Source organism: Mucilaginibacter sp. P4_D1 (assembly GCF_056401935.1).
In genome coordinates this window covers 114,381-130,449 of record NZ_JBFUIJ010000014.1, presented here as the reverse complement: position 1 = coordinate 130,449, position 16,069 = coordinate 114,381, and the positions used below count along the sequence as shown (strand labels likewise).

General features: G+C 43.4%; 15 protein-coding genes. 6 read left to right on the top strand and 9 right to left on the bottom strand.

The window, feature by feature from the left end; translation table 11 throughout:
* Positions 1-16: 16 nt before the first annotated feature.
* The 3 genes from AC1DV1_RS14700 to AC1DV1_RS14690 form a co-directional block, all read right to left on the bottom strand.
* On the bottom strand, positions 17-550 hold the full coding sequence (locus AC1DV1_RS14700) for a sigma-70 family RNA polymerase sigma factor (RefSeq protein WP_477360416.1): 534 nt from the start codon (positions 548-550) through the stop codon (positions 17-19).
* A 563-nt stretch (positions 551-1,113) separates the two neighbouring features.
* The gene (locus AC1DV1_RS14695; RefSeq protein WP_477360414.1) at positions 1,114-1,800 is read right to left on the bottom strand and encodes a DUF4397 domain-containing protein; all 687 of its coding nucleotides are present in this window, start codon (positions 1,798-1,800) and stop codon (positions 1,114-1,116) included.
* 66 nt (positions 1,801-1,866) lie between these two features.
* A complete protein-coding gene (locus AC1DV1_RS14690) occupies positions 1,867-2,310 on the bottom strand; it encodes a DUF2141 domain-containing protein (RefSeq protein WP_477360412.1) in 444 nt (147 codons plus the stop codon).
* A gap of 373 nt (positions 2,311-2,683) precedes the next feature.
* On the opposite strand from AC1DV1_RS14690, the gene AC1DV1_RS14685 reads away from it, so the two are divergent.
* From AC1DV1_RS14685 to AC1DV1_RS14665, 5 genes are all read left to right on the top strand, one after another.
* Complete coding sequence (locus AC1DV1_RS14685; protein ID WP_477360410.1) at positions 2,684-3,721, top strand: sensor histidine kinase; 1,038 nt, start codon at positions 2,684-2,686, stop codon at positions 3,719-3,721.
* On the top strand, positions 3,702-4,466 hold the full coding sequence (locus AC1DV1_RS14680) for a LytR/AlgR family response regulator transcription factor (protein WP_477360408.1): 765 nt from the start codon (positions 3,702-3,704) through the stop codon (positions 4,464-4,466). The genes AC1DV1_RS14685 and AC1DV1_RS14680 overlap by 20 nt, the downstream gene beginning before the upstream one ends.
* A gap of 244 nt (positions 4,467-4,710) precedes the next feature.
* The gene (locus AC1DV1_RS14675; RefSeq protein WP_477360406.1) at positions 4,711-4,920 is read left to right on the top strand and encodes a hypothetical protein; all 210 of its coding nucleotides are present in this window, start codon (positions 4,711-4,713) and stop codon (positions 4,918-4,920) included.
* Positions 4,921-5,435: 515 nt separating this feature from the next.
* On the top strand, positions 5,436-6,194 hold the full coding sequence (locus AC1DV1_RS14670) for a helix-turn-helix domain-containing protein (RefSeq protein WP_477360404.1): 759 nt from the start codon (positions 5,436-5,438) through the stop codon (positions 6,192-6,194).
* Between the two features lie 10 nt (positions 6,195-6,204).
* Complete coding sequence (locus AC1DV1_RS14665) at positions 6,205-7,467, top strand: FAD-dependent oxidoreductase (RefSeq protein ID WP_477360402.1); 1,263 nt, start codon at positions 6,205-6,207, stop codon at positions 7,465-7,467.
* Between the two features lie 212 nt (positions 7,468-7,679).
* Here AC1DV1_RS14665 and AC1DV1_RS14660 read toward each other — a convergent pair whose 3' ends face one another.
* From AC1DV1_RS14660 to AC1DV1_RS14635, 6 genes are all read right to left on the bottom strand, one after another.
* Complete coding sequence (locus AC1DV1_RS14660; protein WP_477360399.1) at positions 7,680-8,582, bottom strand: NAD(P)H-binding protein; 903 nt, start codon at positions 8,580-8,582, stop codon at positions 7,680-7,682.
* 273 nt (positions 8,583-8,855) lie between these two features.
* Complete coding sequence (locus AC1DV1_RS14655) at positions 8,856-9,776, bottom strand: helix-turn-helix domain-containing protein (protein WP_477360397.1); 921 nt, start codon at positions 9,774-9,776, stop codon at positions 8,856-8,858.
* A 12-nt stretch (positions 9,777-9,788) separates the two neighbouring features.
* Entirely contained in the window at positions 9,789-10,718 is a 930-nt protein-coding gene (locus AC1DV1_RS14650) for an NAD(P)H-binding protein (protein ID WP_477360395.1), read from the bottom strand.
* A gap of 12 nt (positions 10,719-10,730) precedes the next feature.
* The gene (locus AC1DV1_RS14645) at positions 10,731-11,624 is read right to left on the bottom strand and encodes an SDR family oxidoreductase (RefSeq protein WP_477360393.1); all 894 of its coding nucleotides are present in this window, start codon (positions 11,622-11,624) and stop codon (positions 10,731-10,733) included.
* Positions 11,625-12,077: 453 nt separating this feature from the next.
* Complete coding sequence (locus AC1DV1_RS14640; protein WP_477360391.1) at positions 12,078-13,934, bottom strand: transthyretin-like family protein; 1,857 nt, start codon at positions 13,932-13,934, stop codon at positions 12,078-12,080.
* A 299-nt stretch (positions 13,935-14,233) separates the two neighbouring features.
* On the bottom strand, positions 14,234-15,169 hold the full coding sequence (locus AC1DV1_RS14635) for a hypothetical protein (protein ID WP_477360389.1): 936 nt from the start codon (positions 15,167-15,169) through the stop codon (positions 14,234-14,236).
* Positions 15,170-15,557: 388 nt separating this feature from the next.
* Here AC1DV1_RS14635 and AC1DV1_RS14630 point away from each other — a divergent pair, with 388 nt between their 5' ends.
* Positions 15,558-16,055, top strand: coding sequence for a hypothetical protein (locus AC1DV1_RS14630; protein WP_477360387.1), 498 nt, complete (start codon positions 15,558-15,560; stop codon positions 16,053-16,055).
* Positions 16,056-16,069: the final 14 nt, after the last annotated feature.

Below are 16,069 nucleotides of genomic sequence, written 5' to 3'. Positions count from 1 at the left end.
TGAATAAAAGGGTGAACTACCTTGTGGTTTTTATACCGTCGCGCATTGTTTTAATGGCAAGCTTCAGGTGTGTTTTCAACGAATTAATGCTGATTCCCATTTCATAGGCAGCTTCTTTATATTTTTTATTTTGATAATGCACCAAAGTTACGGCCTGGAATCGTTGTACCGACAGATCGGCCATTATCTCGTCTACATTAATTTCGCACCTTGTAGCTTCCTGCTCCTCTTCTATTTCCGAAACGGTATATTGATAATCGGCTAATTTTTTTTGTCGCTGCGTTTCCTTCTCAATTGCCTTCAGGCAACGGTTCCGGATGGCTGTAGTTAAATACGCTTTTAAGGATGAATTGATGTTGTTAAATAATTTCCTCTCCCAAAAGTCGACAAAAAAAGCCTGAACCATATCCTCTGCTTCCATTTCATCTTTTAAAATATAAAAGGCCGATACGATAAGGAGTTTATAATATTTTTTGAATAGCAGTTCCAGGGCCTCCTTGTTGCCCACTATTAACAACTCCATAATTTGAGTATCATCCAGGATTTTCATGAAATGGTTTTAACTGGTTAAAAATCAACAGACAGGCGTCTATTGAAAGCTAAGATATAATATTATTGTCAAAAACACAATTAAAATTAAAATCGTGAAAATAATTTATTGTTGTTTACCAATTGGACGAACGTATGCGTGGCAATGTTAAGAAATTCCTGAATCAGGAGCGCGGAAGAGCATCAATAAGATGATCAGGTTTCCTTTTTGTAAATTTTAAGGTAAAATACTGCTGCAAAAGCGCCTTTTACAATCATTTTTGCTAACCAAATTTAATTGACAGGCCCACAGAATTGCTGTGCTATTGGAGTAAAAGCGACAAATAATTATTTTAATAATTACAAAAATTAAGTGTTGTTTAAACAATAATGGAGTGAGAAAATAGTATTTTGAGGCTTTTTCACCTGTTGCAACGGGATTTAAAGAATCGGTTTAATCTGCTAAATCGATATTGACTTCAGGCTTAAACGACAGATTGGAATGAATTGATGCCGGATAGCCCGTTTATAATAAAAAAGCCGGATGTTATCACAATCCGGCTTTTACTTAGGTAATTGAATGGGTTAATTGTGCAGCACCTTATTTATGCTAAGGCTGCCATCGCTTGCATCGCTGAAATAGAGGGAATATATTTTACCGGCCTGAAGGTCAGCGGTATTAAAGTTGCCTATGTTTTTCCTGGAGGCGGTTCCGTATAGCTGCACCGATAATGTTCCCGGATCAACATATTTGTAACCACTTGCAATGTTCCTGCTGATATTGGTTACCAGGTCGTCGCCCGATGCATCTTTGATATTGATATCTGATGGCGCGTTATCACTTAAATGAATAAACTTAATTTTTACCTTGCCATTGTTGGGCGTGGCCAGGTCATCTTCAAAAGATTTTACCCTGGCCGATGAGCCTTTGCCCGCCATATATACCGTAAAGCTTACGCCGTTGGTGGTATAAAGCTCGCCGGATGCGTAAACATTGCTTGATCCTTCATCTTTAAATTCCATAACCAGCCTTTTCCCGGAGGCGGTGGTGATGTAGGGCGAAGCATCGGTATATTTAAGCCCGCCGCTTACCAGTACCGAATTGGCAATTGTAAAACTCTGGGGGCCCGAGGTAGATGCCGCATTAACTACTTTGATGTTGAATTGCCCCGAGGGGTCGATAGTGTTTTTTTCGCATGACGAAAAGGATATCGCGGCTGTAAGCAGGGCTATGCCCGTTAACACTTTCTTATAAATTGCTGAAGTTTTCATGTTGATTTTTAATGCTTTTTTCATGTAGAATGATAGTTTCTGTGATTTCGTTTATCCGGCCGGGGCTTACATATATTTTACTTTTATGTCAACTTTGGCCGTAGCTTTTAAATCGACTTTAAAGTCGTCGAATGCCGGCTTTTTGAGCTTTTCCATAAAGAAGTTGGAGAAGCCGAAGCCTTCTTTGGGCATTCTTATCAAATTCTTGTCGATTTTGCCGTTCCCGTTTTCGTCGTCGATGAGGGTTATACCATAAGTGCCAGGTTCAAGCCCTAACATTACCGTGAGCGTGCCGTTATTGAGCGCTTTTTTATCGAATGTGAATTTTTTGTAAGGCTGCTCATTATCGTAGCTTTCATTATCCTTAAAAACATTAAGAATGATTTTGCCTTTCTGGGACCTGATCCCGGTAACCTTTACCGGTGTTTCACGCACTTGTGTATAAGAAGCCAGGAAGATAAACAGCAAGCCTGCAAGCATGTTAAGGCATAATACAGTGGTTTTTTTCATAGTTGTAAAATTTAATTTTAACATTATTTGAAGGCGAAGGTATTGGCACTGCCTATAGCGGGTTATCAAAAACATAGCGAAACGGGCATAATTGCACCCGAAGGTTATGCTCATGAATTTGAATGAAACGTGCCTTTATGCAACTGGCCGCCTCATTGACGAAATACAGTGCTTTGAATTGATTAAGAAAATCTGCGTGCCGGTGCTTTTGATAGCTGCTAATTTTGGAGTGGCCGGAGAGGCAGCTTAAATTGAAGTCTCCGGCCTGTTCAATTGCCTTTTTAGCCTGTCGCCCGGGCAGTTGGGGGCCGGTTTTGCCCGCTTCGGTTCATGATAAATGCATACGTGTAATCTATTAGCTACATTTGTTTATATGCAGGAAAGTTTGCCCGTAAAACGTTTAAATCGCTTAAGCTGGTTACTATCGGTAATTATCGGCGTTATCTTTTATCTTATCATTTCCCGCAGTGGTTCTACCGAGCCGGTGTTGCCCTATACATTGTTAACCATGTCGGGAATTTTAGTGGTTGGTTATGCCGATGTTGGCCTTATGCTCCTTTTACTACCCTGGTTTCAGGTGCGGTCAAAAAAATTTACGATATACCGCCGCCTGTTAACTTACCCTGTAAGTGTATTTATTTACCTTGCGCTATGGCCTGTTTTTGCTTATGTAGCCCATAAAAAATGGTCCTTTTGGGATGTTGGTTTGTTTTTTGCCTTTGTTGGCTCCGGTATCGTAATTAATACCATGATTATGATTTTGCACGATTCGGTTTTGTTATACGAGCATAAACTATACAGCGAGCTGGAGCTCTCCAGGCTAAAGGCAGCCAATGCCGAAGCTACCAACCTGCTGCTAAAACAACAGATACAACCTCATTTTTTGTTCAATGCGTTAAATACATTGAAAGCGTTATATCATAAGGATGTGCAAACTGCCGATACCTATATTGTGCACATGGCCAACTTTTTAAGGGCATCCATATTTCATCATACATCAAACGTATCCAAACTGGAAGATGAAGTGAGCCTTTTATTGGATTACCTGGAAATGCAGCGGATAAGGTTTGGTACCGCCCTCAATTGCTCAATAACGCTGCCCGAAGAAACTTTAAAAGCATACTACCTGCCGTCGTTTTCGCTACAGCCGTTGTTGGAAAATGCCATTAAACACAATAATTTTACCCGTGAAGATCCGCTTTGTGTAACCATTAGCCAGCAGGATGACTGGCTGGTTATCAGTAATAACCGGCAGGTAAAAAATATTAAAGTTGCATCAACCAATTATGGCCTGGCCAACCTGGCCGAAAGATACCATATATGGTCGGGGGATGATATTATCATTAATGAAGAACAGAACTCGTTTTCGGTATCTATAAAATTGTTAAAAAATGAACATCGTAATCATTGAAGATGAAGGCCTGGTTGCCGATGACCTGGAGCTTAACATCAGGAAACTGATGGATGAGCCTGTGGATATTGTACAAATTAAATCGGTAAAAGAGGGCCTTGCATATTTTAAAACAGCCGATGCGCCGGACCTGATTTTTAGCGATATCCAATTAGGCGACGGACTTAGCTTTGAAATTTTTGTTGCCGGATTGGTAGCCGTGCCCGTGGTTTTTTGCACTGCTTATGACGAGTATGCTTTAGATGCTTTTAAAGCCAATGGGATAGATTACATCCTGAAGCCATTCACCAGTAAAACGCTGAACGATGCCCTTCAAAAATACAGGCGGTTAAAAGAGCTGTTCTCCACAGACCAAACACCACAGTATGAAGCCCTGATACAGATGCTGGCGCGAAAAGAAAAGGAGAAGGCAGCTTCGGTGCTGGTTTATCACCAGGATAAGATCATCCCGGTTAGCCTGGACGATATAGCCATGTTTTACCTGGCCAACGAAATTACCCACCTGCTCACGTTTTCGGGAAAAACGTTTTATCCCAATAAAAACCTTGATGAGTTGGAGCGCATCTCCGGCAATTACTTCTTCAGGGCAAACAGGCAATACTTGGTTTGCCGGAAGGCTATAAAAGATGTATCTAATTTTTTTTCGCGAAAACTTTCTATAAACCTCAACGTGCCATTTGCCGAAAAGGTTATTGTTAGCAAAGGCAAGGCACCGCAATTTTTGAGCTGGCTTGCAAAAGGCTGATATGTATTGATAGCCAGCTATAGTTTTCCAATAAAACTTTCGATACTTATTTCAACTTTTTTTTGCTCCTTCCTATTCCGCTTCCTGCCTTAATTTGTCCGTTTCGGCTACGTTTTGTTATTAAACCCTGCGTGTATAGTGCAAATTTGATGACTATGGGTGCGCGGTTAATAGCTACTTTAAATATAACCAGCCAATTCATAACGAAAATTAATGTTAATCGCTTCGTCGCAAGAAAACGGCCATGTTTGAAATTTTTAAAACTAATGTTAAAAACCCGGCGCACGCAACTGCACTGGTTGTAGTACTGCAACATTATTTGCCTTTTGCCGAAATAAACTTTGACCTGGATGATTGCGATAGCATACTGAGGGTGAAAGGTGAAAAATTTTGTACCTCAAATATCATTCAGTTACTGGCCGACCTTGGCTTTGAGTGTCATATATTAGAATAATAGCCTGTTGAGTCGCCAACCCGCTTTAAGCTGCCGGACCGTCGAATCACAACCCATAATGTAAATGAATCCCGAATGCTTTGATCCATACACGCTCACAAGCCATTTATGCCAGTTTGATTAACACAATCGAACAAAAAATTTAATCTCTGAAAATATTTTCGATTTCCCTTTAATTAGCGTTAGATTGGTATAGTTGAACGCACAGGATAAACGCATCTAAATAGCTAATGGAATGAACCTATGGTGTTATAAGCATCAAACAACGCCTTGTTTTATTGGCTGATCCTGGTTAAATGATTCGGCTACCGAAGGGACTTGTATTGGCCAACAACAGGCACACGTGTTTGGATGCGCCTAAATTGAACGACAAGTTTAGTGTTAACCATGATTAAATATAAAATATTGATTATCAGTGTTTTGTAAATAAATTGCCTGAAATGTGTTAAGTTATGTTAACCCAATTAGATGCATTTGCCCTGAGTTGAATAATACTTAACAATGCCGATAAATTAATGGTAAAAGAGGGTTTCGAATTAAAAACCACCCAGCCCGCTACCGGACTTGCCGACTTTGTGGAAAGCTTCTGGATGATCCGGAATGAGTCGGCGGATGCCAGGGAGATTGTTGTACTGCCCGACGGTCGGTTTGATATTATATTTTCTGTTGCCGCCAACCAGCCTTTTCATGCCACGCTGCGGGGCCTCGATACCCAGCCCGATCAGGCCTCAATTCCCGCCCATATGGTGATGTTTGCCGTCAGTTTTAAACTATTGGCTATTGAGTACCTGCTGGATATTAAAATGGCTTCTGTATTAAATGAAGGGCGGCGCTTACCGCCAGGGTTTTGGAACATCACCGCTGATGACCTGGGGAACTTTGAAACCTTCTGTCAAAAAATTTCGGCAACGATGCTCGGCCTTGTTAAAACCGGCATCGACAACCGCAAGCAGAAATTGTTTCGCCTGATTTATGCTTCCAATGGGTCGCTAACTGTTCAGGAACTAGCCGGCAGCGTAGGTTGGAGCAGCAGGCAAATCAACCGTTATTTTAATGAGCAGTTTGGCATTTCTTTAAAAGCGTATTGCAATATTTTCCGGTTCAGGGCATCCCTGCAGCAAATCAGGGACGGTAAACTTTTCCCGGAGCAGAATTTTGCCGATCAAACACATTTTATTAAAGAGATAAAAAGGTTTTCAGGCGTGGTGCCAAAAGAGTTAGCCAAAAATCAAAACGACCGATTTATACTATTATCGGCTTTGCCTAAGGGGTAGTTTTGCCTACATGAACATTCAACACAAAAACATCGCGATTATTGGCGGAGGTCCGGGCGGCTTAACACTTGCACGGCTTCTGCAACTCAAAGGCGCAAACGTAAAAGTTTATGAACGGGACATCAATGGCGCAGTAAGGCAGGGCGGCGCGCTTGACCTGCATGCTGAGTCGGGCCTGGCCGCTTTAACTAAAGCAGGCTTGATGAATGAATTTAAAACCCACTATCGCCCCGGAGCCGAACTTGTGCGGGTAACCGACAGCCAGTTGGCTATTTACTCAGATCAGCACGCCGAAATAAGTACCGAAAAATTTGGCGATAAAAATTACCGTCCCGAAATTGACAGGGGGCCACTTAGGCAGATTTTATTGAATTCGTTATTGCCAGGCACCGTTGTTTGGGACAGCCACATTGTATCCATTGAACAAATACAGGACACCTGGAAGCTGGTTTTTCAAAACGGCAACACCATCATGGCCGATTTGGTTATTGGCGCGGATGGTGCGAACAGCAAAATAAGGCCATTTGTTACAAGCATTAAACCCTACTGGACCGGTATCACCATGTTGGAAGGAGCCCTCAAAGATGCTGCAAAAACAGCCCCTGTAATTCATCAGTTGTTAAAGGGCGGAAAAATATTTGCCTACGGAAACCAAAAAACGCTAATAGTTAGTTCAAAAGGCGACGGAAGTTTTGGTTTTGGCGTCAGCTTTAAATCCAATGAGTTTTGGGCGAAGGAAAGCGGCATCAACTTTAATGATAACCAGCAGGTATTGGCCTGGTTTAAAAAGGAGTTTGCAGAATGGAGCCCGGTTTGGTGGGAACTGTTTGAAAGTGCCGACACACTGTTCATCCCCAGGCCCCAATACTGTATGCCACTTGACCAAAAATGGGACGCCAAACCCAACATTACGCTACTGGGCGATGCGGCCCACTGGATGCCGCCCTTTGCAGGTGAAGGCGTTAACATGGCCATGCTGGATGCGCTGCAACTGAGCGAAGCACTTACTGATGATAAATTCAGCGATACCCGGCAGGCTATCGCCCATTATGAAAAGCAAATGTTCGCCCGGTTTGGCAGAATTGGGCAGGATACCTTATTCAACACCGAATGGATGCATCAACCCGATGCTTTAAAACAAATGCTGGCGATGTTTGGTAAAAACAAACTAAAGCAGGGGTTATTCATCGGTAATTACTTTATTAAAGTGAGGGTGGTGCCCGCTATCCGCAAAGCGATTGGCCTGCCTCCTGTCCAAAAAATATTCCGATGAAGTGCTCCCGGGCTTTAAGCACTAAATGAAGTAATAAAGCTGTTCTCAGCAATTATTACTTCATTTAATAGGTTTAATTTGGGGTATTACCACCTGACTATCCAATCCTCTTCCTTAAAAAAGATAAAGGCAAAATCAAATACCCATCGATGTCGTTTTTTTGCCAGCCTAACATATTGAACGGGCTGGTATGTTGCTGCCTGGGACAAATACTATTGCTGATGGTAAATTGCTGCAAACTCTTTGGCATAGTCGTTCAGCTTATGCGGGCCCAACTCCGGGCGGTGTTTATAATAATCCTCATATAGCACACCATTCAGTCGCGCGGCATTCATCTCGGCGAAACCCCTGGCCGTCTGCGGGTTCATGCCGAAGCTTACGAGTCTGTTTAAAAACGCCTCATCCGGGATTGCTGTCCATTGCAGATCGGGCTTACCCACCGCCTGACCTAAAACTTTTGCTACCTCATTCGGAGTCACCTCATCGCTGGCAATATAACGAACGGTACGGCCTACAAATGGCTTGTCAAATTCTTCGGCAATAACACTGGCAATATCCAGTGGCGAAACCCATGGCTCTTTGTTATCGCCTCCGTAATTACTTACAATTGTGCCCTGGGCCTTTATGGTTGGTATAAATGCCAGCATGTTATAATAAAAACCAACCGGGCGCATAAATTTAATGCTAACGTCATCGGCCAATTCATTAAAAAACTGTTCTGCTTTATAATGGAACCCCAAAAGACCAACGCCCTTATCGGTATGCGCCCCAATACTGCTTAAATGAATAACCTTCTTAACGCGTGATTGCTGGATAGCCTTTTGGTAATTTTTGCATATTTGGATAATGGCGGCTGTTACATCCAGATTTTTATCAAAAAAAGCGTTTGGCGCAAGTGATTCCATACAGTATACGGCATCCGCTGCCGCGAAAGTGGCCGTTAAAAAATCAACGTCTTCCATAGATCCAATTGCTGCTTTCGCGCCGATATTTTCAATCTCGGCCTGTCTTTCCGGCCTGGTGCTGATGACGGTTACCTGGTGCCCGTTTTGTACTAATTTTTCTGTCAACGGTTTGCTAATGTTCCCTAAAGAACCTGTAATGATAATTTTCATAATGTTGTGTATTTAACACTACAAAGGTTGCCATCGCCCGCCGGATAGATTTAACCATATCTGCGTTTGTTGTATCCAAAACTATAGTTCCCAACAAATTCAATATGCATTCTTTAAAATATTTAAACTCCCTTTAAACGTGCAAGTCATGGCCGCCCGGCGGAAACCGGGTACATGGAGATGAGGTAACTTATTTAGTAGGAAAACAGTATTGAATAGAAATTAACAAGGATTGGTAACATCGACCCGCTATCTGCCAAAACATCGATTGTTTTAATTGAAAGAGTGGCGAAACTCCAGCGGCGATAAATTAGTTTTTGTTTTGAATAATTTGCTGAAAGATTGCAGGTGCTCAAAACCCAGTTCGTAAGCAATTTCGCTGACAGACAGGCTGGTGGTTGATAGCTTCTCCTTAGCGAGTTCAATTAGTTTGTCGTGAAGATGTTGCTGCGTGCTTTGGCCCGTAAGCGACTTTAGCAACCCGCTGAGATAACCGGGCGAAATATTTAAATTTTCGGCAATATAGGCCACCCCGGGTAAGCCTTGTTTAGCAAGGCTGCCGCTGTTGAAATAGGCAGAAAGCAGGTCTTCTAAACGCGTTAGTATCTCGTGGCTGGCAATCTTGCGGGTGATAAACTGGCGTTGGTAAAAGCGTTCTGCATAGGTAAGCAACAGTTCCAGCTGCGCAATGATCACATTTTGGCTAAACCGGTCGATATTGGCATGATACTCCTGCTCAATGTTTTGTACAATGCCTGTAAGCATATTTTCTTCCTTATCAGAAAGGTACAGCGCCTCAAATACATAATAGCTGAAAAACTCGTACTGCCTGATGGTTTTTGCCAGCGTTGTATTCCATAAAAAATCCGGGTGTATCAGTATCATCCAGCCCTCGGGCCTATGCATCGTGCTCTTTTCAAGTTCAATACCAAAAACCTGGCCGGGTGCCATAAAAAACAATACACCTTCGTCAAAATCACTCGCCTGCTGGCCGTACTTGAATTTAGCATTGTGTACCCTTTTCATCGAAATAGAGTAAAAATCGAAGATGAGGCTGAACGATCCTTCGGTGATGGGCGGGGTAACGGTATCCATCCAAACCAGGCTGATTAGCGGGTGTTCTGGCTTGGGTAGCCCCGCAGCCCGGTGATATTCGGTGATGGTTTTGAACCGTAAAGGCTGATTGCTGCTCATATGTCAATATACTTATTTTTTGTTATACACCGCGGCAAATTCTTTGGCAAAGTCGGCCAGTTTAACTTTACCCATCCTGGGCTGGCTACGGTGGAAATTTTGTAAGGTTTTGCCGCTATGCATTGCGGCCTGCATTTCTACCAGCGTTTCGGCCAGCTTTTGCGGTAACCGGGCCATCTTCAGCCCTTGCAGCATTTGCTTGTCTGTGAGCAATACCCATTTAAGCCAGGGTTTGCCTATCGACGTACCGATGATTTGAGCGGCTTCGTTACAAGTCATTTCCTCGCTGCCTACGTAGCGGATGGTTTTCTTTTCGGGGTGAAGCAGTAACTCTTCCGCCACTGCGTCGGCAATATCAAGGGGGGATACAAAAATCGTTCGGTCATCCCCGCCGTAGTTCCCCATCAGCAGGCCGGTTTTACCGGTTAGCAAAGCCCACAAACCGGAGTAACGCAAGGTAAGGAATTTGCCCATGAGCCCTTTGCCCCGGATAAGGTCCATCGATTGATAGAAGTTGGTGTAAAAAGAGGCCGGCCGCATAACGGTGATGGAAACACCGGTGAGCGCATCAAAAACATCTTCAACATTTTCTGCTTGTACCAAATCAGCCGCCCAGCCGCTCATGACTACCACCCGCTTAATTGGAGCCCGTTGCAGGGCCAGTGTGTAATTTTGTGCCATACGGCGTAAATAGCTACCCAGGTCTGGTTCGGTAAAACTTAGTGGTATCATGCCGTATACAGCATCAGCCCCTGTAAAATTCCGGGCCAGGAATTCAACATCGGCAATGGAGCCAATAGCCGCTTTTGCGCCTAAAGCTTCAATATCCTGCTGTTTTTTTGGGTTGCTGCTTACCACAGTTACGGCGTGCCCCTGGCCAACTAATATTTGAGTTAATGGTTTACCTATGTTTCCTAATGAACCGGTAACAACAATTTTCATAATGATTTCGGTTTATATATTGGTGTATACGCCCTGTTCCAGGTCGGCAAGTAATGTAGGTTGTGTCGGGTGCCAGTTCAAACTGTCCTGTGTAAGTTTGCTTGAAGCCGGGCAATCAATAGCGGCAAAGCCTGCAAACCAGCCGAAATATTCAACAGCCTCTTCAGGAGATACAGACACGGCCGGAATATTAAGTTGCTTTGCGATAGCTTCGGCGATAGCCTTAAATGTAACCCCTTCTTCGGCAGCAGCATGAAACCGGCTGCCTTTGCCGCCATTTTCTAAAGCCAGCCGGTACAAATGGACGGCATCCAACCGGTGCACCGCGTTCCAGCGGTTAAGGCCATCACCTACATAGGCAGAAACACCTTTTTGGCGGGCAATGTTGATGAGTATAGGGACAAAGCCATGAAGATCGCCATCACCATGTACGGATGGAGACAAACGGATTATTGAAGTTTTTACACCCAGTGCGGCGGCGGCATCTGCCGCTGCTTCCGAAGCCCGGGGAAACGCGGGATTTGGTTGCTGTATGATATCCTCGGTAGCCAGCCTGCCCGGACTAACAAGGGCGGTGCCCGATGTTACGATGAGCGGTTTTTCAGATCCTGCAAGCGCCTCGCCAATGGCCCCGATAGCCAGCCGGTCTACTTCGCATACTTCTTTAAACCTGCTAAAATCGTGGATAAAACCCGCGTGGATAACGCCGTCGGCGGCTGTTGCGCCGCTCCGCAAACTATCCAGGTCCTCCAGGTCGCCATGATGCACCGTGGCGCCCGCCGCCGACAGTTTACTTGCAGCCGCCTCTGACCTGGCAAGGCCCAAAACCTGGTGACCAGCACCTAATAATTCCTGTACAATGGCAGAACCGACGAAGCCTGTGGCCCCTGTAACAAATACTTTCATAAGTTTAGCAATTTTTGATGAAACAAATGTCGGTTGCAAGGGCACAACGGATTTAGCCGAATCTGCTTTTGATTTAGCCAAAACGATTACCCCGGGGTTGTGGATGTTTGTGCAAACATTGTACAAACGAGCGATCAGGGAGAATTATTGAGGGAGAATAAAAAAGTATTTGGATTGGAATGACAACTATAAAAATCCTTGTCTGCTTTGTTATCCGTTAGATATACATAAAAGGCCAGGCCTGCTACAGCCGGTATACCGTGGGAGGCCCTATCCGCAACGCTATCCATTTTGAGTTATGCAAGGTGGCCATAAAAGTGGATAACAAAGTATTTCACACCGTGCTGGCTATCGTGTTCCTGGTGTATGAATTTTCTTATATCCTAAGGTTGTTTTAATACAAAAAGGGTATCCCGGTTAAGCGATACCCTTTGGCAATTCTTTAATACCTTACTATCTGCAAAAAAGTACGGGATTATCTTTTCCGTGATCGTTGTCGTCTCCGGTAGTCAGTTTGCGATAAGTGGTTAACTTAAGCATGTATGCACATGATGGCCAGTTTTCAAACAACGGGTTTATCACAATTGATGATGCAGCAGGTGGATTGTTGAGCACAATTTGCGAGGCCGCACCTCTTGGGGCATTGCCGGATGGGAAACCGCTAACATAACCTGTGGCGTTTGACCATACACTGATACCCCAGCTGGCTAATAACTCATGATCAATAGTATAATCAATATGGGCTGTTGTTTTAACCGGCGAGCATCCGCTTAACCCGTTACTGTATAACTCTTCCAGCTTAATCAGGTTAACCTCGTCCCAGTTGTTTACATAAATTTTTCCGATGATTGATTGTGTTTTCAGGTTGGGCGATGCGGCGTTGGCCGGGTCGTCTGTAGTTTGAAATTGCAGGTATAAGATTTTGCCGTTTTTTTGATCGGCCATACCTACAGCATCACCCGGGTTTAAACCGGCGCTTGCACTCCCTCCGCCAATGATGGAGTTGGTGTTTAAGCGCACAAGCGGACCATAAAAGCCATTATCCATTGCAGGCTGGTCAACCCTTATCCAGCCATTGGCATCGGGGTTTATGATATGCGGCAGTATGGGGTTAGGATAATTATCGGCAGGGATGCTATCCTGTGGTGATGCCGGCAAAATGGTATCAACAATTACATCCTGGAAAGCTACAGCACCGTTCCAGGTAATTTGCCGGGTAGCCACTTTAAGCTTGCTATCCATTTGGGCGCTGGTTACCGCGTTAAAGTTTACATTATCCAATGAATACCTAAAGCGGTAATAAAGCGCGCTTGATGGCGCTGTGGGTACTTTTTTGGTAGCGTAACCTTTGAGGTTTACAATACCAAAGAAACCATAACCAACACCGCCCACCGCGCCGGTAACGCCTGCTTTAGCAAAAAGTGTTTTGCCTGATGCATCAATATCTGATGTGATATTAAATTCCCCTACTGATGTAAACCAGGGCACATCGCTGGTATAAATGCCGCCATCTTTTATGCAAAGTTTTACGCAGAAACAATTATGGGCGTTGTGCCTGTCGGTTTGGCGGCCGCGGGTACGGTCTTCCTGCAATAAAACAGCACCCGACGAAGATTCCACCCTGAAATAATAGTCCGGGCCGGCTGGCCACTCTACATTTAAAAAAGGCGAAAGCAGGGTTTGCCTGAAATTGGCGCCCGGATATACAATGGTAAATTTGCCATTGCTATCTGTATAGGCATTACCCAAGGTATCGTCCTGTATCAGGTCCACGTCGTAAGCAAATACTTTAACACCTGATAATGGCTTTTTAGTTTCGCAGTCGGCTACTATTCCGCAAACTACCCAGATATCTAACAGGGTAAGGATGCGGCAAAACCATTTAGGGTCTATCCTGTATTCAAAAAAAGCAACCTGCCCACTATCGGTTTGCTTGAAAGCCGGTTGCAGGGTAGTGATATGAAATTGGAGTGAAAGGTCTTTAGCGTGGTGTGGCCCAATTTTTATAGGGGTATTGCCGCAGTACCAGTCAACATCAAGCGTACCGCCATCGTAGCCGCTTTTGTCGCCTATCTCAATCACAAAATCGCCGTTATCCTGGAGTTTGCCTTCGGCTATAAATAGTTTTTCTTTTTCTTTCAGTTCGGCATCGGTAACCTGGTGAAACGTTTGTTTGGCATCGGCTACGGCCAGGCGGGTCTCGTTGGCCCTATCAAAGGTTTTGTAAACCTTTACCGAGTTGCCCGATACCGGCAGCTCGCAATCAGAACATAGCAAACCGCGTAGGTTGCCTTTAATAGTAAAGCTCATAGGTTTTTGTTTTTAGATTTTTTCTTCCCGCCTACTCGTTGATTGGATTTTCGGCACGCTCCATAACTTTTTACAGCACCGCTGTTTTGTTATGTCAAAGGTTTCACTAAAAAAAGCCCTTATCAACGTTGCTACTACTGTTTTAGGCCCTATGATTGTACGCGATTGAAAACGTACTACTACAGTTTTTGCTGCGTAGAAATACGCGGAGGGGGATGATATTTAAAACAGGATAATTCAATAAACGAAAAAAGCGTCTTTTCCGTAGGAGAAGGCGCTTTTTTCGACCTGGAAACTCCTTATTGATATAAATAGGTGTCCGTCAAATGTTGCATTGCCTCCTGGAAAAGGCTGTAAGCAGTTGCCTCATCGTTATTGTTTATGGAAGCTATTGATGTTTGAATATACTTGTCATAAATCTCTTTAAATATAACGGCCTTGTTTTGTTCTTTATCAATAGCCTCAAGCAGGGATGCAGATATCGTATAATACTTTTCAATCTCGGCGCCGTTGAATTTTTCCTGTAATATTTTATCCCTGAAACCCCTCAGCACATTTAGCTGGCCGTCAGCTTCTTTGCCGGCAAAGTTGGTTGCAATACGGGTAAGGGCGCAAGGGTCTTTTCCTGTTGTTGGACAGCCTGATGAACCAGGGCAAGGATAAGATTGATCACCTATATAGAATGCATTAGTTTCTGGATAAATCAGCGCTTTATAAGGATAATTCATCTCGATATTGTATCCAAAAGTATAGATTAAGTTATCATTAACTGCCTCTTCAGCAAGAGCCGTCAATAATTTCCTGCCTAAAAACGATCCGCGGTTAATTTTTGTGTAATGCATGCCCGCATCCAGCTTCTTAAGGTTAAGCACGTGGTTAAAAAGCACTTGCCAGGTTTTTTCTAATGAAATCACCTCGCCTGTATTGGTGATAAAGCCATCCTTTTTAATAACTGCATTTGGCAGGCTGTTGTTCATGGTGTAATTGGCCGGTATGAGCACCAGAATCCTTGATGATGGGTCATTTACATCGGTAAGGCCGTTCATGAATTTAATGCCCGATACGTTGCTGTCACTAAGAACGGTTTCAACGGCCGATTTAGACAGGTTTACAAAACGGGTTTCTGATGGAAATTTAGTCCTAAAGTTTTGAGCAAGTTCCTGGTAAAGGTTTTCGGTAATGAATTCGCCTACAGTGGTAGGGTCAAGTACGGTACTCAACATTTCTGTTTTCATGTTAATTGGTTTATGGTTTAAGATTTGATTAATTACTTATTGTTGTATTAATACAAATGCAATATAAAATATATTTATTATAATAAATATATTTATCCCGTAATAAAGTTGTTAATATTTGTTAAACGCCAATCCCCTGGCTGCCATTTCAATTTTATCATAAGTTCATATCATGCCCACGTAGTACTACAGTTTTTGCTGCGTAGAAATACGTAATATCCACCCGGTGTAAAAAACAGATAAATTCGCTATTGGCTGTAAATGAATAGCTTACAAAAACATGTCAAATAACGAGACAACCGCCAAAATCCGTGGCCCTGTTGAAATAACAACTTATTAATCTTAGTTTTAGCCAAACTAATTCCTAACCCTCTATACTAAATCAACAATGGAAACCAAACCAACAAGAGACACCAACCCAATTACCGGCGATGAAGGCGCCGCCATCGATCTTGAACTTGCAGCTCAATGGACACGAAATCACAGGCACAGACATCCTAATGATACCGTTTCACAATTTTTCGGTAACAAAATCCTTAACCATATCCTGCAACAGGATGGTTGTATGGGCATACGCATCTACTATGCTAATGATGAAAAACTTAGCGGATGGCAAAAGTTCTGGGTATCAGTAAGTAATTTTATTTTATCCGTTTTTGCTAATGTTAAAGGTCAAAAACATTTCATTATCACTGGAGTTACAGCCGACGGCGAGGATCAATTACCGGATATGAAAAGCGGAAAAATATCAACACCATCTGGTCATGTCGAATTAAAATCTTTAAAGTTAGCCGCGGCATCCTCCTCAACCTATTTAGTTGGCGAACAAGCTATGCCATGCCCTGGCACAGCAGGATGCCCTCAAAATGTATTAACCCAATCTTAATTTATAATCGCGCT